This window comes from Microcella sp., from assembly GCF_046293215.1.
GTDB lineage: Bacteria > Actinomycetota > Actinomycetes > Actinomycetales > Microbacteriaceae > Microcella.
Window position 1 is genome coordinate 15,559 of sequence record NZ_JBKBPI010000002.1, and the last position, 22,081, is coordinate 37,639.

Annotated in this window: 26 protein-coding genes; 7 read left to right on the forward strand and 19 right to left on the reverse strand. The window is 67.7% G+C overall.

The window, feature by feature from the left end; all coding sequences use genetic code 11:
* Positions 1-17: 17 nt before the first annotated feature.
* The 11 genes from ACK4SC_RS02050 to thyX form a co-directional block, all read right to left on the reverse strand.
* Positions 18-620 carry a regulatory protein RecX gene (locus ACK4SC_RS02050; RefSeq protein ID WP_409614360.1) on the reverse strand — a complete coding sequence of 201 codons (603 nt, stop codon included), beginning with the start codon at positions 618-620 and terminating at the stop codon, positions 18-20.
* Positions 617-1,696: a recombinase RecA gene (gene recA, locus ACK4SC_RS02055; RefSeq protein WP_409614362.1), complete on the reverse strand. Its 1,080-nt coding sequence runs from the start codon at positions 1,694-1,696 to the stop codon at positions 617-619. Before recA ends, ACK4SC_RS02050 begins: the two co-directional genes overlap by 4 nt.
* A 252-nt stretch (positions 1,697-1,948) precedes the next feature.
* Complete coding sequence (locus ACK4SC_RS02060; protein WP_409614834.1) at positions 1,949-2,179, reverse strand: DUF3046 domain-containing protein; 231 nt, start codon at positions 2,177-2,179, stop codon at positions 1,949-1,951.
* A gap of 16 nt (positions 2,180-2,195) precedes the next feature.
* The gene (locus ACK4SC_RS02065) at positions 2,196-2,504 is read right to left on the reverse strand and encodes a helix-turn-helix domain-containing protein (RefSeq protein WP_409614364.1); all 309 of its coding nucleotides are present in this window, start codon (positions 2,502-2,504) and stop codon (positions 2,196-2,198) included.
* Between the two features lie 142 nt (positions 2,505-2,646).
* Positions 2,647-3,141, reverse strand: a complete 495-nt coding sequence (locus tag ACK4SC_RS02070) for a CinA family protein (protein ID WP_409614366.1) — start codon at positions 3,139-3,141, stop codon at positions 2,647-2,649.
* Positions 3,138-3,791: a CDP-diacylglycerol--glycerol-3-phosphate 3-phosphatidyltransferase gene (gene pgsA, locus ACK4SC_RS02075; protein ID WP_409614368.1), complete on the reverse strand. Its 654-nt coding sequence runs from the start codon at positions 3,789-3,791 to the stop codon at positions 3,138-3,140. Before pgsA ends, ACK4SC_RS02070 begins: the two co-directional genes overlap by 4 nt.
* A 34-nt stretch (positions 3,792-3,825) precedes the next feature.
* Complete coding sequence (locus ACK4SC_RS02080; protein WP_409614369.1) at positions 3,826-6,564, reverse strand: DNA translocase FtsK; 2,739 nt, start codon at positions 6,562-6,564, stop codon at positions 3,826-3,828.
* 86 nt (positions 6,565-6,650) lie between these two features.
* Entirely contained in the window at positions 6,651-7,427 is a 777-nt protein-coding gene (locus ACK4SC_RS02085) for a hypothetical protein (RefSeq protein WP_409614371.1), read from the reverse strand.
* Positions 7,428-7,585: 158 nt separating this feature from the next.
* Positions 7,586-9,262: a ribonuclease J gene (locus ACK4SC_RS02090; protein WP_409614373.1), complete on the reverse strand. Its 1,677-nt coding sequence runs from the start codon at positions 9,260-9,262 to the stop codon at positions 7,586-7,588.
* A gap of 76 nt (positions 9,263-9,338) precedes the next feature.
* Entirely contained in the window at positions 9,339-10,313 is a 975-nt protein-coding gene (dapA, locus tag ACK4SC_RS02095) for a 4-hydroxy-tetrahydrodipicolinate synthase (protein WP_409614374.1), read from the reverse strand.
* Positions 10,314-10,355: 42 nt separating this feature from the next.
* The gene (gene thyX, locus ACK4SC_RS02100; RefSeq protein ID WP_409614375.1) at positions 10,356-11,093 is read right to left on the reverse strand and encodes an FAD-dependent thymidylate synthase; all 738 of its coding nucleotides are present in this window, start codon (positions 11,091-11,093) and stop codon (positions 10,356-10,358) included.
* Between the two features lie 114 nt (positions 11,094-11,207).
* Here thyX and ACK4SC_RS02105 point away from each other — a divergent pair, with 114 nt between their 5' ends.
* The 4 genes from ACK4SC_RS02105 to ACK4SC_RS02120 all read left to right on the forward strand — a co-directional run bounded on the left by ACK4SC_RS02105 (position 11,208) and on the right by ACK4SC_RS02120 (position 13,554).
* Positions 11,208-11,636 (forward strand): thioredoxin family protein, encoded by a 429-nt coding sequence (locus tag ACK4SC_RS02105; protein WP_409614376.1) that lies wholly within the window; start codon positions 11,208-11,210, stop codon positions 11,634-11,636.
* Positions 11,633-12,130 carry a DUF4395 domain-containing protein gene (locus ACK4SC_RS02110; protein ID WP_409614378.1) on the forward strand — a complete coding sequence of 166 codons (498 nt, stop codon included), beginning with the start codon at positions 11,633-11,635 and terminating at the stop codon, positions 12,128-12,130. Before ACK4SC_RS02105 ends, ACK4SC_RS02110 begins: the two co-directional genes overlap by 4 nt.
* A 77-nt stretch (positions 12,131-12,207) precedes the next feature.
* A complete protein-coding gene (locus ACK4SC_RS02115) occupies positions 12,208-12,633 on the forward strand; it encodes an OsmC family peroxiredoxin (RefSeq protein ID WP_409614380.1) in 426 nt (141 codons plus the stop codon).
* Positions 12,634-13,554, forward strand: a complete 921-nt coding sequence (locus tag ACK4SC_RS02120; RefSeq protein WP_409614382.1) for a TIGR01777 family oxidoreductase — start codon at positions 12,634-12,636, stop codon at positions 13,552-13,554.
* A 42-nt stretch (positions 13,555-13,596) separates the two neighbouring features.
* Here the strand turns inward: ACK4SC_RS02120 and ACK4SC_RS02125 are convergent, their stop codons facing one another.
* A complete protein-coding gene (locus tag ACK4SC_RS02125) occupies positions 13,597-14,046 on the reverse strand; it encodes a hypothetical protein (protein ID WP_409614384.1) in 450 nt (149 codons plus the stop codon).
* Positions 14,043-14,786, reverse strand: coding sequence for a 4-hydroxy-tetrahydrodipicolinate reductase (gene dapB / locus ACK4SC_RS02130; protein ID WP_409614385.1), 744 nt, complete (start codon positions 14,784-14,786; stop codon positions 14,043-14,045). Before dapB ends, ACK4SC_RS02125 begins: the two co-directional genes overlap by 4 nt.
* Before the next feature lie 60 nt (positions 14,787-14,846).
* Between dapB and ACK4SC_RS02135 the strand changes: the two genes are divergently transcribed.
* A complete protein-coding gene (locus ACK4SC_RS02135) occupies positions 14,847-15,356 on the forward strand; it encodes a GNAT family N-acetyltransferase (RefSeq protein WP_409614387.1) in 510 nt (169 codons plus the stop codon).
* Here ACK4SC_RS02135 and ACK4SC_RS02140 read toward each other — a convergent pair.
* From ACK4SC_RS02140 to ACK4SC_RS02150, 3 genes are read right to left on the reverse strand one after another with little or no spacing between them, the layout of a single operon-like run.
* Positions 15,343-15,609, reverse strand: coding sequence for a metal-sensitive transcriptional regulator (locus tag ACK4SC_RS02140; protein ID WP_409614389.1), 267 nt, complete (start codon positions 15,607-15,609; stop codon positions 15,343-15,345). The genes ACK4SC_RS02135 and ACK4SC_RS02140 overlap by 14 nt on opposite strands.
* The gene (locus tag ACK4SC_RS02145) at positions 15,606-15,926 is read right to left on the reverse strand and encodes a rhodanese-like domain-containing protein (protein WP_409614391.1); all 321 of its coding nucleotides are present in this window, start codon (positions 15,924-15,926) and stop codon (positions 15,606-15,608) included. Before ACK4SC_RS02145 ends, ACK4SC_RS02140 begins: the two co-directional genes overlap by 4 nt.
* Positions 15,923-17,578 (reverse strand): FAD-dependent oxidoreductase, encoded by a 1,656-nt coding sequence (locus ACK4SC_RS02150; RefSeq protein ID WP_409614392.1) that lies wholly within the window; start codon positions 17,576-17,578, stop codon positions 15,923-15,925. Before ACK4SC_RS02150 ends, ACK4SC_RS02145 begins: the two co-directional genes overlap by 4 nt.
* A gap of 114 nt (positions 17,579-17,692) precedes the next feature.
* Here ACK4SC_RS02150 and ACK4SC_RS02155 point away from each other — a divergent pair, with 114 nt between their 5' ends.
* A complete protein-coding gene (locus ACK4SC_RS02155; protein WP_409614394.1) occupies positions 17,693-18,598 on the forward strand; it encodes an oxygenase MpaB family protein in 906 nt (301 codons plus the stop codon).
* Here the strand turns inward: ACK4SC_RS02155 and ACK4SC_RS02160 are convergent.
* A complete protein-coding gene (locus ACK4SC_RS02160; protein ID WP_409614396.1) occupies positions 18,595-19,197 on the reverse strand; it encodes a histidine phosphatase family protein in 603 nt (200 codons plus the stop codon). The genes ACK4SC_RS02155 and ACK4SC_RS02160 overlap by 4 nt on opposite strands.
* 168 nt (positions 19,198-19,365) lie before the next feature.
* On the opposite strand from ACK4SC_RS02160, the gene ACK4SC_RS02165 reads away from it, so the two are divergent.
* Complete coding sequence (locus ACK4SC_RS02165; protein WP_409614397.1) at positions 19,366-19,980, forward strand: TetR/AcrR family transcriptional regulator; 615 nt, start codon at positions 19,366-19,368, stop codon at positions 19,978-19,980.
* Here the strand turns inward: ACK4SC_RS02165 and ACK4SC_RS02170 are convergent.
* Both ACK4SC_RS02170 and ACK4SC_RS02175 read right to left on the reverse strand, forming a co-directional pair.
* Complete coding sequence (locus tag ACK4SC_RS02170; RefSeq protein WP_409614399.1) at positions 19,952-20,995, reverse strand: aldo/keto reductase; 1,044 nt, start codon at positions 20,993-20,995, stop codon at positions 19,952-19,954. The genes ACK4SC_RS02165 and ACK4SC_RS02170 overlap by 29 nt on opposite strands.
* Positions 20,996-21,148: 153 nt before the next feature.
* The gene (locus ACK4SC_RS02175) at positions 21,149-21,895 is read right to left on the reverse strand and encodes a bacteriorhodopsin (protein WP_409614401.1); all 747 of its coding nucleotides are present in this window, start codon (positions 21,893-21,895) and stop codon (positions 21,149-21,151) included.
* Positions 21,896-22,081 lie beyond the last annotated feature (186 nt).

The following is a 22,081-nucleotide window of genomic DNA, read 5'->3' on the forward strand; positions in this document are numbered from 1 at the left end:
GTCTACGCGCGGGGCTGTTACTCGAACCGCGGGGTGCGCCGCGCAGCGGGCGCACCGTCGAGTGCGGTGCGCACGGCGCGCTGGGCGGCCGAGCCGCCGTGGCCCTTGCGTTGCAGGTAGGACAGCAATCGTCGCTCAGCAGTGGCCCGATCAATTGACCCCAGTCGCCGCGCGCGGTCGGCCACCAGCTCGGCGATCAACGCGTCGGTGTCGACGTCGTCGGCATGATCGGCGAGCGCGGAGTCGATCGCTTCGGGGGCGAGGCGTCGACGCTGCAGTTCGGCCTTCAGCGCGCCGCGCCCGAGCTTCTTGCGAGTGACGAGACGCTCAATGAGGGTTCTCGCCAACTCAGTGTCGTCGATGAGGCCCACCCGTTCGAGGCGGTCGGCCTCGGCTTCAGCAAGGTCGCGGGCAATGTCGCGCTCGACGAGTGCCTCAATGAGTTCACGACGCGAGACACCGCGACGGCCCAGCACGCGCATGCTGATGCGCTCAGCGTCGGCCCGCTCGTCGTCGGTGAACGCCTGCCGAGCGTCATCGGAGCCGGTGCGGCTGGCCCGCGCGCCGGCCAGTGAGATCACCGGAGCGACCCACTGACCGGCGTCGGGCTCGGTGCTCACGCCCCGGCGGCCTTCTTCTGCGCGAGCTTCTGCTGGATCGAATCGACCGGCGCGTCAGCCGCCGGTGCGGCAGCCGCTGCGGCACCAATACCCAGCTTCGCGAGAATCTTGCTCTCAATCTCGGCGGCGATGTCGGGGTTCTGCAGCAGGAACTTGCGCGAGTTCTCTTTGCCCTGACCGAGCTGGTCGCCGTCGTAGGTGTACCAGGCGCCCGACTTCTTCACGATGCCGTGGTCGACACCGAAATCGAGCAGGCTGCCCTCGCGAGAAATGCCAACGCCGTACAGGATGTCGAATTCGGCCTGCTTGAACGGCGGGGCCATCTTGTTCTTCACGACCTTCACGCGCGTGCGGTTACCCACCGCGTCGGTACCGTCTTTCAGGGTCTCAATGCGACGAATGTCGAGGCGCACCGACGCGTAGAACTTCAGCGCCTTACCGCCGGCGGTGGTCTCGGGGCTGCCGAAGAACACGCCGATCTTCTCGCGTAGCTGGTTGATGAAGATCATCGAGGTACCGGTCGAGTTCAGGCCGCCGGTGAGCTTACGCAGAGCCTGCGACATGAGGCGGGCCTGCAAGCCGACGTGGCTGTCTCCCATCTCGCCCTCGATCTCGGCGCGGGGCACAAGCGCCGCAACCGAGTCGATGACGACGAGGTCGATCGAGCCTGAGCGCACGAGCATGTCGGCGATCTCCAGGGCCTGCTCACCAGTGTCGGGCTGGGACACGAGCAGCTGGTCGATGTCGACGCCCAACTTCTGCGCATAGTCGGGGTCGAGCGCGTGCTCGGCGTCAATGAAGGCGGCGATGCCGCCGGCGCGCTGCACATTCGCGATCGCGTGCAGGGTGAGGGTCGTCTTACCCGACGACTCAGGGCCGTAAATCTCGATGATGCGACCCTTAGGCAGGCCGCCGATACCGAGCGCGACATCGAGGGCGATCGACCCGGTGGGGATCACGGCGACTGGCGCGCGCTCGTCGCTGCCGAGCCGCATGACGCTGCCCTTGCCGAACTGTCGATCAATCTGCGCGAGGGCCGTCTCGAGGGCCTTTTCGCGGTCTGCGGGTGAGGGCATGATCATCACTTCTCTCTGTGTCGTGCGCGGTTCGCCTATCGGCTATCGCCGTGCCGGTCGCCCGATGGAGCAAGGACGGCCGGGATGCGACAAGGCGGTGACGGCGTCTGCCGCCTCGCGGTGAACGGTACGCACGACCGCCGACATAGTCGACGGGACGCAACACACTGTGCACTCAGAGGTGTTCGACTGCCGCTGTGAGGGAGTCTAGGCCACACACGAACACATGTTCGAGTGATTGCCGTCGGCGTGTCACTGACCGGGGCGAGGCTGCGGGCGACCGGCACCGTGCCAGCGCTCGCGGGGAACGTCCGTCGCAGCGCATAGGGCGAGCCACACGTCACGGGGCGCGACGCCCGCGTCGAGCGCCTGCTGCGCCGTGCGGTCTCCCACGTCGCCCAGCACCAGGTCGCGCACCAGCGATCGACCGTACGCGTCGCCGAACTCGTCGACGACAGCTCGTCGAAACTCCGAGAGCTTCAGAGAGGGCCCCGCAGGCCTAGCGAACCGCGAGGTCGGCGTCGAACTCGGCGACCAGGTCGTCGGGAAGCGTGTCGGGCACGGTGGCAAGCCCCTCAATGACGGCGAGGCGATCTCCCACCTCTCGCATGATCGTCGAGATCGGGGTGTCGAGTGCCTCCGCGACGGAGGCGAGGATCTCGCTAGAGGCCTCCTTTTGGCCGCGCTCGACCTCGCTCAGGTAGCCGAGGGCGACGCTGGCACGGCTCGCGACCTGACGCAGGGTGCGTCCTTTTTGCAGGCGCACGTCGCGGAGGACCTCGCCGATCTCTTGTCGGACCAGAACCATGGCGGCCTCCTCTACGTCTGTCGCGGCGGGCTGGTGTGCTGCCGGGGCGGTAACACTACCCGATCCGTGTGTCTTCACTGTAACCCCGAAATACTGGGGAACGCGTGTCAGGACGCTTGGTGTAACACGACCGTCACCTGCGCTATTCCCGCCCGTCCAGACGGTCACCCATCAGCGTCAGTGCCGCCTCGACGGTCCCCTCGCGAATCGCCCGGCGGTCACCGGCGAGACGGAGCTCGCGCACCAGCGCACCGCGAGCATCCACCAGCGCGACGTAGACGAGGCCGACCGGGGCATCGCCCTGCGGGTCGGGGCCCGCGACTCCCGTTGTGGCGACGCCGAGGTGGGCGGGGACTCCGTCGACGGCGAGGCGCTCACGCACACCGCGCGCCATCGCGATTGCCACCTCAGGATGCACGGGACCGTGCTCGGTGAGCAGGCTCTGCGGAACGCCGAGCAGCGTGCGCTTCAGGGCCGTTGCGTAGGCGACAACGCCACCGGAGACGACCGCCGAGGCTCCCGGGATATCGACGAGGCGAGCGACGAGCATCCCTCCCGTAAGCGATTCGGCGACCGCGAGCGTCAGCCCGCGCTCAGCCATCGTCGCGATGACGCGGGAGGCGGTTGCGTCCGTCATTCGCTGCGCGGCTCGGGCTCGACGTGGTCGCCGCCACGGCTCGCCCACGCCTTCCAGAGGTAGTCGATACCCGTCACAACGGTCAGCACGACCGCGATCGACATGAGCCCGGTGTTCAGCCAGTGCACCCAGTCGCCGAACACCACCCACAGCGGCACGAGAGCGAACGAGATTGCCACCGATTGCATGACCGTCTTGAGCTTCCCGCCTCGGGAGGCCGGGATCACTCGATTGCGCAGCATCGCAAAACGGAAGAGGGTGATGCCCCACTCGCGTACCAGGATGACGGCGACCACCCACCACGGCAGCTCGGCAAGAAGCGCGAGCATGACGAGCGCGGCGCCGGTCAACAGTTTGTCGGCGATCGGGTCAAGCAAGATTCCGAGGTCGGTGATCAGGTTGCGGCGGCGAGCCAGGAAACCGTCAACACCATCGGTGGCGATGGCGAGGATGAACAGGACGGCCGCCGTCAGGCGCAACCAGCCATCACTGCCTCCATCGAGCGCGAGGAGGGTCACGAAGACGGGCACCAGCAGGATGCGAACGATCGTGATGATGTTCGCGATGTTGCCGCTTGAGGCGGGGGTGTCGCCGTCAGCGATCACGCGCCCGCGCAGCGGAAAGCTGGGACCACCGTCGCGTGACGTCACCGCGTTTCCTCCCCCGGATTCGAGACCGGGGATGTCACTCGCGCCCGGTCAGGCTCCACGCGTCCTCGTCAGACGCCACCTGCTCTTCAGGATAGCCCCGCGTCATCGACTCAATGGGGTCGTCCTCACCGAGGGCCGACGTCTGCGCGGGCGCCGACGGTGGTTCGTCACCGCGGAGCCGCGCCAGGACGTCGGGCAACTGGTCGGCGCTCACGAGAACGTCGCGGGCTTTGGACCCCTCGGAGGGGCCGACGATCTCGCGCGATTCGAGCAGGTCCATGAGTCGGCCGGCCTTGGCGAAACCCACGCGAAGCTTGCGCTGCAGCATTGAGGTCGAGCCGAACTGTGTCGTGATGACGAGCTCAGCAGCGGCAAGCAGTACCTCGAGGTCGTCTCCGATGTCTGCGTCGATCTCGCGCTTCTGCGTCTCGGCGGCCACATCGTCGCGATACTCGGGGCGCGCCTGGTCTTTGACGTGCTTGACGACCGCGGCGATCTCACCCTCGGTCACCCAGGCGCCCTGGACCCGCATCGACTTGTTCGCGCCCATCGGCAAGAACAAGCCATCGCCCTGGCCGATCAGCTTCTCGGCTCCGGGCTGATCGAGGATTACGCGGCTGTCGGTCATGCTCGACACCGCGAAGGCGAGTCGGCTCGGCACGTTCGCCTTGATGAGCCCGGTGACGACGTCGACGCTCGGGCGCTGCGTCGCCAGCACCAGGTGGATACCGGAGGCTCGCGCCAGCTGGGTGATGCGCACGATGGAGTCTTCGACATCGCGCGGGGCAACCATCATGAGGTCGGCCAGCTCGTCAACCACGACGAGCAGATACGGGTACGGCTGCAGTTTTCGCTGGCTGCCCTCGGGAAGCTCGATCTCGTTCGCGAGCACGGCGCGGTTGAAGTCATCGATGTGGCGGAAGCCGAACGACGCGAGGTCGTCATACCGCATGTCCATTTCTTTCACGACCCACTGCAAGGCCTCGGCAGCCTTCTTCGGATTCGTGATGATCGGCGTGATGAGGTGCGGGACCCCCTGGTAGGCGGCCAGTTCGACCCGCTTCGGGTCGATCAGCACCATGCGCACCTCGGCCGGCTTCGCCCGCATCAGCAGGCTCGTGATCATCGAGTTGATGAAGCTCGATTTGCCGGAACCGGTCGACCCAGCAACCAGAAGGTGCGGCATCTTCGCGAGGTTCGCCACGACGTAGCCGCCCTCGACGTCTTTGCCGACGCCAATCGACATGGGGTGCAGGCTCTTCGCCGACGCACTCGAGCGAAGCACATCGCCGAGGGTCACAATCTCACGGTCGGTGTTCGGAATCTCGACACCGATCGCGCTCTTGCCCGGAATCGGCGAGAGGATGCTCACCTCATTGCTCGCGACCGCGTACGAGATGTTCTTCGTCAGCGCGGTGAAGCGCTCAACCTTCACACCCGGGCCGAGCTCGATCTCGTAGCGGGTCACGCTCGGTCCCCGGCTGAAGCCGGTCACCTTCGCATCGACCTGGAACTGCTCGAGCACGTCGGTGATCGCCGCCACAACCGCGTCGTTCGCGGCGCTGCGCGCCTTGGGCGGGGTGCCCTGCTCGAGCACGCTCGGCGCGGGGAGGCGGTACGGACGGGTGGGCCCGCCAGCCGGAGGACCCGTCGGATGCGCGGGGCGGGCATCCGCATCGTCATCGAGGTCGAGGCCGTCGCCGGACTCGGCCGACGGCGTCGAGGCCGGGGACGCGGCGGGCGTTGGCTGCTCGCCGGTGAATCGCTGAACCGCCTGCTCGGCGGCATCGGCGACAGCGGTCAAGTCGTCGGAGACGCGGGCGAGCGTCTCGGGATCGATGAGGTCGGTCGGCTGCTCGCGCTCAACGGCCGAGTCGAACGGCAACTCATCGTGACGCGGCGCCTTACCCTTGCGCCACCACGGCATCGACGACTCGTCCTCCATGTCGAGGCCGAGGTCGGTGAGCGAACCGAACTCGTCACCGTCGTCGCCCCCCTCTGCGCCCGCCGCCGCCTTCTTCTCGGGACGCTCAGCGAGCTCGGCGCCGAAGAGATAGGCATACAGCTCGCGCAACCGCTGGCCGATGCGGTTCGGCGGCGTTTTCGTCATGATCAACACCGACAGCGCGGCGATCACCACGAGAACGGGCACAGCGACCCAGACCGTCGCCAGCAACAGAACTCCGCCGAGCACCCACCCGATCAGCCCACCCGCCTGGGCGAGCACGGGAGCGCCGTCAGACGGACTCGGGGCGCCGAGGGCAATGTGGCACAGCCCGCTGACACTCGCGATCAGCAGGCCGAGGCCGATTCCGATGCGCGTGTTGTCGTGCACGCTCGCCGGGTGGCGGAAGAGCCACGCGGCAAACATCAGCATGATGACCGGCAGGGCGAAGGCGACGCGACCAACGAGGCCGCCGAAGGTGAAGGCATCGAGCGCGACGGCGACCGGGTCGCCGAACAGGAACCACTCGATCAGAGCGCCGAGCCCGGCGAGGACGACGAGGAAGAAGGGAACACCGTCGCGACGGTCCTCCTTCGCGAGGGTTTCACGCCCGAAGAGGCGAAATGCGGCGCCCGTGGCGTGTGCAAGTGCCATCCACGCGCGGGTCAACAGTCCAGGCTCGCTCGATTCGAACTCGGGAGCCTTGGCCGGGGCTCGCTTCGAGGCGGGGAGCTTCTTCGTGGGCGCCGTGTCCGTGCGCTTCGACGAGGTGCGCGACGACGCGCCCGATTGCGGGCGCGATCGTGTCGTGCGGGAGCCGGAGGCCATGCCCGACACGGTACCCGCGCGCGGCGGACACACCGGGGACTGACACGCTTAGGCGATGACGACGACCGGTGCCCACGCGCTGATGGCTACAGGCAACCACCGGCGATGTCGTCTGTGAACATCGTCGAATAGAGGGGTCCGCGTTCTCCGTGCACGCGCATGAGGAGCACGACTCCCTCTTCCGCGTCTGACCACAGCTCAGACCCGGGTGGGTTGTAGCCAACTTCGAAATGGAGTGCTCCGCGTGCACCGTGGATACGGTAAACCTCCGTGGCGCTGGCCTCCGGGTCGAAGCGTTCATGCAAAACCGCCTCGGGGTGAGCGGCGAGCAGTTCGGCGCGGGACGCGCCAAGCGTGATGCCCTTCTCAGTCGCGACGCGGTCAGAGTGAACATCGATTCGCTGGACAATTGATGCCTCATCGGCACTGACCCCCACGGCTGGCATCGTCGACGGAGTGTCTCGCCGCCAGAGGGGGCCCACAGATTCCGTGAGGTAGATGTCGTTGAGAACCCAGCGCCCTTGTTCGAACGCCGTTCCATCGGGGACGTACCACGAGCACGCGTCAGGCGCCCATCGCACTATGGCGGGCGCGTCAGCCGGTGGCAGCTCTTCGCCCAGCCGAAGCGGCCCAACGCCATCAGGGCTGACGACCATGTCGTTGAGCGACGGCAAATTCGCTACCCCTGACTGCCTGGGCTCTTCGGTGTGTTCCGGGTCGGGCAGGCTCGGTGTGTCAGCGACGACAGGCGGCGTGGGGCCTTCGGCCCGCAGATCAGAGCTCGGCTGTCCGGTGAGCGGCGCGCACGACATGAGCAACATGACGCCGGCGATTCCCCCGAGCGTCGACCAAAGACGAGTCATGCTTGTGACGCTAGACCCTGCATGCGCTAAGTGATAGATGCAGGACCGAATCCCGCTCGTGAAGAAACAACGATTGTGTCACGACCACACGTGCGGAACAGATCGCCGGCGAACTGTCGGCCGCAGCGCGACCGGAGACGGCAACTGTCCCCGTTCGCTTAGGCGATGACGACGACCGGCACGATCATCGGCCGGCGTCGGTGCTGGGTGTTCACCCAGCGACCCACGGTGCGGCGCACCACCTGGCTGAACGCGTGACTGTCTCGCGTCCCGTTTTCGGCTGCCTCGGCGAGCGCCCGCACGACCTGCGGAATGACGTCGTCAAACACGCTGTCGTCCGGGGCGAAGCCGCGGGCGTGGATCTCGGGCCCCACAACGACCCGGCCCGTCTGAGCGTCGACCGCAACGAAGATCGAGATGAAGCCCTCTTCGGCGAGGATTCGCCGATCTTTCAGGTCGGCGTCGGTGATCTCACCGACGGTTGACCCGTCGACATACACTTCGCCGAGATCGAGCTGCCCCACCACGCGAGCCACGCCGTCCTTCAGATCGACGATCGTGCCGTTCTCGGCGAGGACCGTGTTCTCGACCGGGATTCCCGTCTCCATGGCAAGTCGCTGATTGGCGACGAGATGACGGGCCTCTCCGTGCACGGGCATCACGTTCTTCGGGCGCACGATGTTGTAGCAGTAGAGCAACTCGCCGGCGGCAGCGTGTCCACTCACGTGGACGCGGGCGTTGCCCTTGTGCACGACGTTGGCTCCGAGCGCGGTCAGGCCGTTGATCACCCGGTAGACCGCGTTCTCGTTTCCGGGAATGAGACTCGAGGCGAGGATGACCGTGTCGCCCTCCCCCACCTCCACCTGGTGCTCAAGGTTCGCCATGCGGGCGAGCACCGCCATCGGCTCGCCCTGGCTTCCCGTTGACATGTAGACGATCTCGTTGTCGGGCAGGTCGCCCGCCTTGCGGTGGTCGATCAGGATGCCCTCGGGAACCTTCAGATAGCCGAGCTCAGCGGCGATGCCCATGTTGCGCACCATCGACCGGCCGAGTAGCGCAACCCGGCGGCCATTCGCGTGGGCCGCGTCGAGCACCTGCTGAACGCGGTGCACGTGGCTGGAGAAGCTCGCGACGATCACCCGGCGGGGTGCCTTCGCGATCACGCTCTCGAGCACGTTGCCAATCTCGCGCTCGACCGGCGTGAATCCTGGTACGTCGGCGTTCGTCGAGTCGGTCATGAACAGGTCGACGCCCTCCTCGCCGAGCCGGGCGAAGGCGCGGAGGTCCGTGATGCGGCCGTCGAGCGGCAGCTGATCCATCTTGAAGTCGCCCGTGTGGAGCACGAGACCGGCGGGCGTCCTGATCGCGACAGCCAGAGCATCCGGGATCGAGTGATTGACCGCCACGAATTCGAGATCGAAGGGCGCAAGCCGTTCGCGTTGCCCCTCCTTCACGGCCAGCGTGTACGGGCTGATCCGGTGCTCTTTGAGCTTCGCCTCGATGAGGGCCAGCGTCAGCTGCGAACCGATCAGCGGAATGTCCGCCCGCAGGCGCAGGAGGTAGGGAACTGCGCCAATGTGGTCTTCATGGCCGTGCGTGAGGACCACGCCAACGACATCATCAAGGCGGTCACGAATCGGCGAGAAGTCGGGCAGGATCAGATCGACGCCGGGCTGGTGTTCTTCGGGGAAGAGCACCCCGCAGTCGACGATGAGCAGCTTGCCGTCGAACTCGAACACCGCCATGTTGCGACCCACCTCGCCGATGCCGCCCAGCGGCGTGACACGGAGGGTGCCGGGCTCCAGTGCGGGAGCGTCTTCAATAGCGTGGGGCATAAGAAAGGGACCTCAAGAATCTCGTTGGGCCCGTTCCCGGGCCGGTTGGCGGGGCCTCGCGCCCCCGGGTGACGTCTTATCGGGTGGTGCCCGCCACCTTCGGCAGGGCGCCGCCGGCGGCGGCGTTGCGATCGGGGCGGAAGCGGCCGAGGTCGACCCCCTCCACGTCGCGCACGAGCGCCATTTCGTCTTCGATGATCGCCGCCTCGTGGTCTTCGGGCCCCACCAACGGCAGGCGAACGCGGGGCGAGCCAATGCGGCCCAGGCCGTGCAGCACGTACTTCGCGGCAACCGTGCCCGGAACGTGCGTCATGATCGCCCGCACGAGCGGTTCGAGCAGTTTGTGGTGCGCGGTGGCCGTCGCCAGGTCGTTCGCGTTGACCGCGTCGACGATCGCCCGGTAGGGCGCCGGGGCGATGTTCGCCGTCACACCGATCAGGCCGGTGCCGCCGATCGCGAGCGTCGGCAGCACGTTTGCGTCGTCGCCGGCGAAGTACATCAGGTCGGTCTGGTTCATGACGCGGCTGACCTCCGAGAGGTCACCCTTCGCATCCTTCACCGCGACGATGTTGGGGTGCTTAGCGGCGCGCAGAATCGTCTCGTACTTGATTTCGATGCCGGCGCGACCCGGGATGTCGTAGAGAATCACGGGCAGATCCGTTGCGTCGGCGATCATGCGGAAGTGCGTCAACACACCGGCCTGCGTTGGCTTGTTGTAGTACGGCGTCACCACCATGACACCGTCGGCGCCCGCCTTCTCGCTGGCCTTGTACAGCTCGATCGCGTGCGCCGTCTCGTTCGAGCCGCCGCCCGTGATGATGGATGCGCGCCCCGCCGCGACCTCTTTGCCGACGGTCACGAGGCGCAACTTCTCGGCGTCCGTGAGGGTCGACGTCTCTCCGGTTGTGCCCGTGACGACGATGCCATCGGCCCCGTGCGCGCACAGGTAATCGATGTGCTGCTCGACGCCCGGCCAGTCGACCTCGCCGTCGGCGGTCATCGGGGTCACCAGGGCGACCAAGACCTGGCCGAAGGGGTTCGCTGCGCTCACACACCCAGGCTACCCCGGGTAGACGCGACCGCGGTGGGCCAGCTACGGGGCGACGCGGCCGTTCGTGTTGAAGGCCTCGTAGGTGAGGGGCATGAGCGCCGCGAAGTGCTCTTCCATTCGCTCGGCGACCATCTCGATCTCGCGCTGCGGGAACGACGGGAAGTGCGTGCCCTCGCGCTTCGTGCGAAGCGACAGGAAGTTCATGAGCGAGCGCGAGTTCATCGTCACGTACATCGTCGAGTAGATCGTGACCGGGAGGACCGCCCTGGCGACCTCGCGCGCGATGCCGGCTTCGAGCATCCGCTGGTACGAGGCATATGCGGCTTCGCACGACGCGCGCACCTCGGCGTCGACGAGGGCGTGCTGCTCGGGCGTTCCCGGCAGGAACTCGTAGGCGCCGGGCTTTCCGACCTGCACGAGGTTGCGCTCGGGACCCGGCACGTAGAACACGGGGCGCAACTCGCGATAGCGGCCCGACTCTTCGTTGTACGAGGCGATGCGGTGACGCATGAACTCGCGGAACACGAAGATGGGCGCCTGAATGTAGAACGTCATCGAGTTGTGCTCAAACGGCGAGCCGTGACGGTCGCGCATCAGGTAGTTGATGAGTCCGCGGTCGCGCACCGTCGCGGCGTCTCCCGCTGCGGCGGCATCGAGCGTCTTCTCGCCCTGCGTCGACACTCGTGCCGCGAACAGCACGTCAGAGTCGGCGGCGCTCGAGCGCACCAGCTCGACCGTCACATCGGACCGGAAAACGACCTCGTCTGACTGCTCGCTCACGGTCGAAACCCTAGCCGCAACCCGGCTCGCGACCGGTGGTCACACGCCCAGGGAGACCGTCATGCGGCGTCACAGGGAGGGAATATTCGGCCCCGTACGCGTATTTTCATCTGCGTGGATCCCCTGTTCGCCCTGGCAACGCTTGTCGCGCTGGTCGTCGCGTCGGCCCTCATCGGCCTGACGGTGCGCGCTCGGCAGGGCCGCGTTCGCTCCGACGGTCAGCACGTCGACCGCGCTCTCACCGCCGAGGGTGCCGAGCTCACCCTGCTGCAGCTGTCGAGCCCCGTCTGTTCGGCGTGCGCGGCGATGCGCCGTATCGGCGGGCAGCTGGCGGACGACGACGAGACCGTCGGTCACCGCGAGATCGACGTGACCGAGCACCCCGACCTCGTGCGCGAGCTGGGCATCATGAGCACTCCGACGACGCTCGTGGTCGACCGGGATGGACGAGTTCGCTCGCGCATCATCGGCGCCGCGACCGTCGAAACGGTCCGCGCAACGATCGAGGATGCTCGCACGCTTCGCGAAGGCGTCGCCGCGTGAGCGCCGCGTCACCCTCCGCCTCGGGCATCGACCCGCGCGGCCCCCGTTTCGGCGCCGCCATCACGAGCGTGCTGTTACTTGTCACGGTGGGATTGGCGCTCGTGACACCGCTCGGAGGCACGGCGCTCGAACGCCTGACAGAGCCCGCCGCTCTTCTCCTCGTCGTGCTCGTCCTCCTGTTTGCCTGGGGCGCTGTCGCGGGTATCCAGCGTCATCCGTACGGCGCGGTATTCCGCGCCCTCGTCGCGCCGCGTCTCGGACCGCCGCGTGAGCGGGAAGACCCGGCAGCGCCAACCTTTGCCCAGGGCGTCGGCCTGCTGGTCACCGGCGTCGGCCTCGTGCTGCACCTCCTCGGGGTTCCTGGCGCGCTCGCTATCGCTGCGGGCGCTGCCTTCGTGGCCGCTTTCCTCAACGCGGCGTTTGCCTACTGCCTGGGCTGCCAGCTCTACGTCGTGCTGGTGCGCCTCGGCGTCATCGGCCGCCGCACCGCCTGAGAGTCCTCCCTACCGACGCGCGGCCGTGCGCTCTAGGCTTGTGCTCCCAACCGCACGGCGACGAATGGAGACCGGCCATGGCAGTGACGAGCGAATCAACGACCCTCTGGTTCGGATCGCTGACCGAGGGACATGGAACGACGTCGCTCGACACCTCCGATGCCGCAGAATTTCCCATCACCTGGGCCGCGCGCAGCGAAGGCGTCGCGGGCACGACCAATCCGGAAGAGTTGCTCGGGGCGGCGCACTCAGCCTGTTATTCGATGGCGCTCTCGCACGCGCTGACCGGTGCCGGCCATCCGCCGGAGAGCCTTCAGGTCACGGCGGCCGTCACGTTTCAGCCGGGTGAGGGCATCACGGGCAGCCACCTGCTCGTGAACGCCAAGGTCCCCGGCATCACGCCCGAGCAGTTCGCCGCGTTCGCGGAGGATGCAAAGACCGGTTGCCCCGTCTCGGCCGCGCTCGCCGGTGTGTCGATCACGCTCGAAGCGACGCTCGCGTAAATGGCAGCACCCACGCCCATGCGGGTGTTGATCGCCGGCGCGTCCGGAATGATCGGCACCGAGCTGCAGAAGCAATTGCGCGCTGACGGCCACGACGTTCTCACGCTCGTGCGCCGCACGCCGAAGTCCGACACCGAATTTGCGTGGTCGCCCGAGTCGCGCGTTCTCGATTTCCGCATCCTCGAGTCGGTGGACGCGGTGGTCAACCTCTCCGGTGCCTCCATCGCGCGGATTCCGTGGACGCGCGGCTGGAAGCGTCAGATTCTCGAGTCGCGCGTGCACGCCACGCGAGCGCTCGCGGAGGCGATGGGCATGGCGAGCACTCCCCCGCGCGTGTTCGTCAGCGGCTCGGCGGTGGGCATTTACGGCGACCAGCCCGCCGTGCGGCTCGACGAGAACGCTGGGCGGGGCGAGGGTTTCCTCGCCGACGTCGTTGACGCGTGGGAGGAGGCCGCGCGCCTGGCCCCCGAGTCCACCCGCGTCGTGCTGGCCCGAACGGGTCTCGTCATCGGGCCTGGAGGCGCTATGACACCGCTGCGCGTGCTCACCGGCCTGGGCGCCGCGGCGCGGATTGCGACGGGCGGCCAGCACTGGCCGTGGATCAGCCTCTACGACGAGGCTGCGGCGATTCGGCACCTGCTGACCTCGTCGCTGAGCGGACCGGTCAACCTCGCGGGACCGACCCCCGCGACAAGCGATCGTGTCACCCGCGCCCTCGCGGCGGCCATGCACCGCTGGCACCTGTTCGCGCTGCCCGAGAAGCTGATCTCGCTCGGCATGGGCGAGGCCGGTCGCGAGCTTCTGCTCGCCAGCCAAAAGGTGGTGCCCCAGCGTCTACTCGATGACGGTTTCACGTTCCGCCACGAGACGGTCGAGCAGGCGATTCAAGCGCTCGTGACTCCGCACAGCGACGCGGCGTAACCAACCCGGCCACGAGCATCCGGCCGGGATGCGCGCAGCGCGTCAGCGACGCGCGTCGCGCTCGCGCCGAATCGCCTCGCGCGTCGCCCAGCGAGCACGTCGCCGGTCGCGGGCTGCGTCATAGGCGAGCGCCAGCCGGAACCAGTTCTGCCACGGGCCATCGTCGGCTTCGACCTCGGCCCGATAACGCAGGAACAGCTCGTCGGCGCGTTCCCGGTCGAGCCGGCCGCTGGCCGTCGCGGGCAGAGCGTCGTCGGGAAGCCCGCCTTCCGCTTCGAGCAGCGCGGCGAGTCGCTCAGCGCGGAAACCGAACCGGATCTCGGCGACGAGCGCCCACCCGCCGATGAGGGGCAACACGATCAGGGCCCACCCCATCGCCTGAACGAGCGGCAGCGGGTCGCTCACCAGTTGCACGGCGTAGAGCGCGACAACGATGAGGTAGAGAGCGAGCAACACCGCCATGACGGCGACGCCCACGCGGGCGCGCGTCACGACCCCGGCTCGCTGAGGCCGATCAGCGCATCGAGCCCCACCGTGAGACCCCTGTGGGCGGGCGCAGCGCGCACTGCGGCGAGGATGCCCTGCTCGTAGCTGGACGCCGACTGCGTCTGGTGGCGCAGCGTCAGCACTTCGCCGTCGCCGCCGAAGTGCACCTCCTGGTGCGCGACGACGCCCTGCATGCGCAGCGAGTGCACGGGCACGCCGGCGACCTGTTGCCCGCGCGCACGCTGGTCAACGTGGGGGGCGACGACGGGACCGATGTCGGCGCGCGCGCGGCCGATGAGCTCAGCCGTGCGTACCGCGGTTCCCGACGGAGAGTCGACCTTGGCTGCGTGGTGCGCCTCGACGATCTCAATCGACTCGTAAAACCGTGCCGCGATCGTCGCAAAGTGGGTGGCGAGCACAGAGCCGACCGAGAAGTTGGGCACGACGATGACGCCGCGCTCGGGGTGGTCGGCGAGCAGGGTGCGCAGAGTGCGCAGGCGCTCCTCGCTCCAGCCGCTCGTGCCGACGACCACGTCGAGGCCGGCGCGCACCGCATGGTCGACCACGGTGCCGGAGACCCCGGGAGTCGTGACGTCGAGCACGACGTCGGAGCCGAGCATCTCGTCGAGGTCGCTGCGCGAGTTCAAGCGGGCGGCGAGAACGAGATCAGACTGCTGTGCGATGACGTCGCAGGCGACGGAGCCGAGGCGTCCGCTCGCGCCGACGACGGCGACCCGGGTGACCATGCCCCGAGCCTACCGGCGCATTCCCCCACAAACGCCGGGGCATGACTACGCTCGATGGCCGTGACCGTGTTTCGCGTGACCCCCGCCGATGACCCGGCCGCGCGCATCCTGCTCGAGCAGTACGCCGCGTGGCGGGCCGCGGCGTTCGAGAAGCAGGGGCTCGCCTACCGGATCGCGCCCGCACGGCCAGAAGAATTGACCGGGGAACGAGGCGTGTTTCTCGTTGCGGAGGGCGAAAACCTCGCGGGCGAGGCGGCCGACGTGGGCTGCGCCGGCATTCGAATGCTCGCCGACGGCCCCGCCGGACGTCGCGCTGAATTGAAACACCTCTGGGTGCAGCCTCACGCGCGCGGGTCGGGCCTTGGCGCCGAGCTGGTGCGCGAGCTGATGCGCCGGGCGCGCGACGACTTCGGCGCGCAGGAGTTGGTGCTCGACTCACACGATTCGCTCGCCTCAGCGGCGGCCCTCTATCGGGCGCTCGGTTTCCGCCCCGTCGAGCCGTACAACGACAACCCCAACGCGAACGTCTGGCTTGCGCGTCGTCTCGACGAATCGGCTACGACAGGCTGAGGAACATCTTCTCGAGCTGCGCGACCTCGAGTGCCTGATCGTCGCTGTCGTCGCGCAGGCACTCCTTCATCGCCGAAGCGATGATGGCGAACCCCGCGCGGTCGACCGCGCTGGAGACCGCTGACAGCTGGGTGACGATGTCGCGGCAGTCGCGGCCGTCGTCGATCATCGCGAGCACCGCACCGAGCTGGCCCTGTGCGCGTCGAAGCCGGTTGACGATGCGGCCGACCTCGTCGGCGGGAATGGTGGTCATGCGTCTTCTCCGGTTTCGTAGTCGAGTCCGCGTTGGACCCACGCCATGGTTCCGCCCGCGACCGACACCGCGTCGATGCCGTGGGCGTTGAGGTAGTCGGCGGCCCGCAGGCTGCGGGCACCCGAGCGACAGATCACATAGAGATTCTCGTCATGCCCCGCCAACTCGTCGAGTGCGTCGGGAAGGCTGCCGAGCGGAATGAGCTGCGCTCCGGGAACGTGCGCTTCGGCGTACTCATCCGGTTCGCGGACGTCGATCACGCGCGCTCCGCGAGCCATCACCTCAATGAGGCGGTCAACATCGATTTCGGCGCTCATGCCGCGTGTCCTTTCGTGAGGAGCCCGGTGGCCGCTGCGCCGGCCGACCAGGTGAGGTAACCGCCGTCGAGATTGGCCACGGTGACACCGTACTGCTCCAGTAGTCGCGCCGCGGTGTGACCGCGCTGCCCAACCTTGCAGTGCACGATCACGCGCTCCCCGCGCAGCGCGCTGGCGTGATCGCGAAGCTCGTCGAGCGGAATGAGTCGCGAGCCCGGAATGGCACCGGCGGCGTTCTCGCTCGTCGTGCGGACATCGACGAGAAGCCAGCCGTCTGCCTGGAGGTCGGGGAGCTCGTGCCACTGCACGCTGTGCTCGCCGCCGGCCAGGTTCTCGGCAACGTAGCCCAGCATGTTGACCGGGTCCTTGGCGCTGGCGAATTGCGGCGCATACGCGAGCTCGAGGTCGGCCAGCGCGCTCGCTGTCAGACCACCGGCCATCGCGGTGGCGATCACGTCGATGCGCTTGTCCGCGCCGGACTCACCCACCGTCTGGGCTCCGAGGATGCGATCGGTCTCGGCGTCCACAATCAGCTTCATCGCGAGCTGCGTCGCGCCCGGGTAGTAGCCCGCGTGGTCCATCGGGTGGGTGTGAATGACGCGAATCTCTCGCCCCTCTTCACGCAGTTCGCGCTCCGTGCGGCCGACGGCAGCCGCGGTCAGGCCGAAGAGCCCGATGATCGCCGTACCCAGAGCGGGCACGGCGGCGTGCGGGCGACCGGCGATCGCATCAGCGGCCAGGCGACCGTGCCGGTTAGCGAGTCCGGCGAGCCAGACCGGCGATGCCGGACCGTCGAAGCGCTGCTTGACCACCGCATCCCCCACCGCGTAGATGTGCGGGTCGGATGTGCGCTGGTGATCGTCGACGACGATGTAGCCGCGCTCGTCGAGCGCGAGCCCCGCGTCGCGCGCGAGTCCGCTCTCGGGCCGCACGCCAACGCTCAGCACCACGAGGTCGGCGGGGATGTGGTCACCGTCGCCCACGACGACGTGATCGTCACCGATCGCCGTCAGTCCCGTCTCGAGTCGAAGCGTCACACCCGCCTCGCGGATGCGCGAGGCGACGAGTTCGGCCATTTCGACATCCAGGGGGCGAAGCACCTGTGGGAGCATCTCGACCACGGTCACGTCGAGCCCGCGGTGGTGCAGGTTTTCGGCAAGTTCGAGGCCGATGAAGCCGGCTCCCGCGACGACGGCGCGCGTGGCTCCGCCGGCGGCCTCGATGATCGCGTCCATGTCTGCGAGGTCACGCAAGACCAGTCCGCGCTCGACGCCGGGAATCGGGATGCGCACCGGCGATGCGCCCGGGCTCAGAATCAGAGCGTCGTACGCGATGCTCTCCTCGGCCCCCGACTCCAGGTCGCGAACGGTCACGGTGCGCGCCTGCGCATCAATTGCGATCGCCTCGGTGCGCACCCGCACATCGAGGGCGAACCGCGCACCGAGGGCCGCCGGCGTCTGCAGCACGAGGGCGTCTCGGTCAGTGATAACCCCGCCGACGTGGTACGGCAGCCCGCAGTTGGCGAACGAGACGTGTTCGCCGCGTTCGACGACGATGATGCGGGCGTGCTCATCGAGTCGGCGCAGGCGGGTGGCAGCCGACATACCGCCAGCGACTCCACCGATGATGACGTAAGTACGGGATGCGCTCATGCCATCACGATATACCCCCGGGGGTATTTTTGCAAGGGGTGATCCTTCGCGCATCCTGCGCGTTCAGGTCGCTCTCGTCGGGCGCCCAGCGGGGTGTGGCACGCTCAGTCCATCATGGCCCGTCCCGCCGCCGTCACCCGCATGCGCGCCCGCGTACTGACGATTTTTTCGGGCGACCCGAACGGCCAACCCGCGTGGGTCCGCGCGCTCGCCGAGGGCGACGACGAGGGGTTCTTCGGTCCCGGTTCGGCCGTCTGGGAGGTGCACAACGGCATTCCCACGGTGGTCGCCGGTATTCGCGCCCTGTTGATGCAGACGTTGCATCCGGGCGCGATGGCCGGGGTGCACGATCACTCCCGATACCGCGAGGACCCGCTCGGACGCCTGTCCGGAACCGTGCGCTGGGTATTGACCACGACGTTCGCCGATCGCCGCCACGCCCGCGCCGTGTGCGAACGCATCACCGAGATGCACGAGAAGGTGCGCGGCGAGTACCAGGGAAGCGACGGCGAACGGGCCAGCTACTCGGCCGCGGATGCCGACCTCATCGGCTGGGTGCACTGCGTCTTCGCCGACGCCTTCCTCGGTTGCCACGAAACGTGGGGTGGCCCCATCCCCGGAGGTGCCGACGCGTACGTCGATGAGTGGGCGATTGCTGGTGAACTCATGGGCATGGCCGAGCCGCCCCGCACCCGCGCGCAACTGCACGCCGCAATCGCCGCGTACCGCCCCGTGTTGCGGCGCGATGAGCGGGTAGACGCGGCCGTGAATTGGCTGCGTCGCCCTCCCCTCGGGCCGGGCGCCGGCCCCGTCTACCGCATCTTCTTCGCCGGGGCGGTGGCCTCGTTACCGACGGAGTACCGTCGCCTGCTGGGCCTTCGCCGCCCCTGGTGGCCGGCGATCACGGCCACACGCCTTGGCCTGGCCGTGATGCGGCGGCTGCTCGGCACCGAGTCCTCCAGCATGGCGTTCACCCGCCAGCGGCTGGAGCGCCTCGAGCGCGCCGAGGCTGAGCGCTAGAAGGGCTGATCGACCGGGAGGCCCGTGCGCAGTTCGGGTGGAAGATGCCCAAGGTCGTTGTGCGTCACCAGCACGGGTGGCTTCGCCGAACGCACACGAATGATCGTGAGGCCGCAGTTGGCCTGGTTGACCCCCATCCAGCGCCACGCGGGCGCACCGAAGACCTCGCGCACGAACCAGGCGATGACGAAGTTGTGCGTGATGAGGAGGTCGTGGCGATCGTCGCGGGAGGGCGACAACCACTCGGCTGTCGCATCGGCCATCTGCGCCTCGCCCGCAGCGATTTCCTCAGGCGTGATGCCGCCGAAAAACGGCTCGAACGCGGTCGGCATCGACGGTTCGGGCCCCGACGGCACGCAATCCATGAGCAGGCTCGATAACTGCGGCTCGATCGACGGCATGCGTTCGGTCATGTAGGTCGCGGTTTCGACGGCTCGCTGCAGAGGCGAGGTGTGCACGCTCGAGAACGGAACGCCACTCAACCGCTCGGCGATCGCCCGCGCCTGGCGCTGGCCGCGGCCGCTGAGAGGTCCGTCGGGGAGGCCGTGTTCCGCGTCTTGTTGCTCTCCATGTCGAACCAGATACACATACCGAGACACCGCGTCGCACACTCCTTTGTTGGCCCCATCGAGCCTAGGCCATGAGCGCGCACGACTCGCCGGTGCCACGTACCTCGAATTGGGGGCAGACCGGTACGCTTGCGGACAGACGAGCTTGTCTGTCCGCATGCTACTGTGACGTCACGTACCCCGATCGAGGAGACCCCGGTGACACTGACAGCCCCTCCCCCCGTAGCGACGGCGCGACGCGAGCGCCCGATGGCCCCGGCCAAGATCCGCATCTTGGAGACAGCGCAACGCCTGTTCTACGACGAGGGCATCCGTGCCACGGGTGTCGACCTGCTCATCGCCGAGTCGTCCGTCACCAAGGCGACCTTCTACAAGCACTTCGGATCGAAAGACCGTCTCGTGCTCGACTACGTCGAGATTCAGCGTCAGCGCGGTGCGGCGCAGCTGGAGGAGGCAATCGGGGATGCCCGCGGCGCAGCCGCCACGATCGGTCGCGTCGTCGACATGGTCGAGTCGACCATCGAAAGCGAGAGCTACCGAGGCTGCCCGTTCATGAACGCAGCAGCCGAGTACCCTGACCGGCAGCACCCCGTGCGCGAGGTGACCGCGGCACACACCGATCACGTCGCTGCGCGACTGTCAGAAGTATTCGCCGAGCTGGGCCACCCGATGCCGGGAGCCGCTGCCGACGAGCTCACCCTCGCCATCAACGGCGCCCACGCCTGGTCGTACATGGCCGACGATGTGGCCGCTCGGGCCGGCCTCCGCCGCGTTGCCGAGCGCCTTATCGCTGAGTGCGACGCTCCGCGCTAACGCGGTCGAGTTCGGTCAGGTCGTGACGGCTGAGGGCCGTCCGAGGTGCGGCCATCACCGCATCGAGCTGGTCAGGGCTGCTGACGGACACCACCGGAGCGACGACACTCGGCCGCGACAGGAGCCACGACAGCCCCACGGTCGTGACGGAGGTGCCTGAGCGTTCGGCGATGCGGTCCATCGCCGCGAGCACGCGAAGACCGTGTCGGTTCAGGTGGGGCGCCGCCTCCGCCCCGCGCCGGTACCGCTCGAGGTCGGCTCGGGTGCGGTACTTGCCGGTCAGGAATCCGCCCGCCAGCGCAAACCGGGGCATCACCCCGAGATCGAGCTGAGCGACCACACGGGCAAGGTCGCCCTCGTACTCGTCGCGGTGGACAAGGTTGTAGTGGTTCTGCACGGCCACCATGGGGGCGACGCCGAGTTGGCCCGACGCGATGCGGGCCTCCAGCAGACGGTTTCCGGTGTGGTGGCTACCACCGAAGTACCGCACATCACCGGCGCGAATCAGCTCGTCGACGGCGAGAAGAGTCTCGTCGAACGGCACGGCCTCATCGTCGATGTGCAGGTATAGCAGGTCGATGTGGCTCACGCGAAGGCGCTGCAGCGACGCCTTGACCGCCCGCTCCACGGCCGGTGCCGATAGTCCCGGATTGTCGGCGCTCTTGCCGATTTTGGTGGCGACGGTGAGCTGATCGCGATTGCCGCGCTCGCGCATCCAATTGCCGATCATGATCTCGCTGCGCCCGCCCGCGTACGAGTCGGCCGTATCGATAAAGGTTCCGCCGTGCTCGACGAACCGGTTCAGGATGGCGGTGGTCGTGGGGCCGTCGGTCGTCCACCCAAACACCGTGCCACTGAGCGCAATGGGAAAGACCGTGAGGTCACTGCCGCCCACGCGTCGCAGCACGGCGGTGGGCCCGGTGGGCAGCGACGAAGGGGATGAAGCGGTGCGCGGCGTTGTGGGCGCGGCAAGCGCGCTCGTGCCCGTCCGGGGGCGTCCGGAGGGTGCCGTCATGCCGACCTCGATTCGGGCGCGGGGGTGCCGCGCGGGTTGGCTCAGAGGCTATCGCCGAGTTCAATCACAGTGGGTCACCGCCACACGATCGTTACCGAGTAGCGACAGAGAAGGGGGCGGGCCCCGTCGGCCCGCCCCCTCACCATGCGTGCCTTACTTCGAGGCGACCGTCGACGGGGCGACCTCAGCGATGCCCGAGGACACCTTCGCCGCCTGGATCGCGACGATGCCGAAGCCCACCTTGTTGATCACGTCGGCGACCACGTAGATGCAGGCGGCGATGCTCACCGCGAGGGCGAGGTCAGCGCCACCGATCTGCAGGAACTGCTCGATCGCGGTCGCGATCGGGTAGATCGCCCACCCGATGACCACGAACAGGCGCATGATGCGCACCGCGCGCTGAGCGTGCTCGGGGCCGTTCGAGATGTCGATGCGGAAGATCTGCCAGATGATGTAGAACCACGCGAGCGACGAGATGACGAACAGCACGACCGTGCTCGGCGCGCCAGGAACACCCGTCTCGCCCAGGTAGCCCGTGACGATCATGATGAGGTCGGCGATGACGATCTTCGCGATCAGGCCCTTCTTCGCCGCGCCCGCGAGCGCGACGATGATGCCGAACTCAATGAGCAACAGCGGGGTGGTGATCAGCCAGTCGATGTACCGCAGTTCGACGGTGTTGCGAATGGCCTCGACGCCGATCTCGCCGAGCGGGAACTGAACAACATCCTTCATTACGTAGTACAGCACCGCTGCCACGAAAGCGATCACCGTGGCATAGGTCGCCACAGGACGCAGCTCGGGCTTCAGGTCGTTGCGCTCCATGAAGAACCACAGCGCGCCCGCCGCCATGGCGACGAAGCCCAGCATGAAGAAGGCTTGAACAATTTGGAATTCCATGATGCTCCTTTGAATCAGGAGTCGCCTCGACGAATCGGGGGGCGACGGGGGTAGGCGCTCTCCCGGCCCTTTATCGGATTCATGACGCTGGAGAGCGGATTCACAGTGCGCTCATAGTCTGGGAAGTGACCTCGTCCAGATTGCGCGTTTTCTGCACACACACTGGGAAATCGTCTCGCTCGTCCG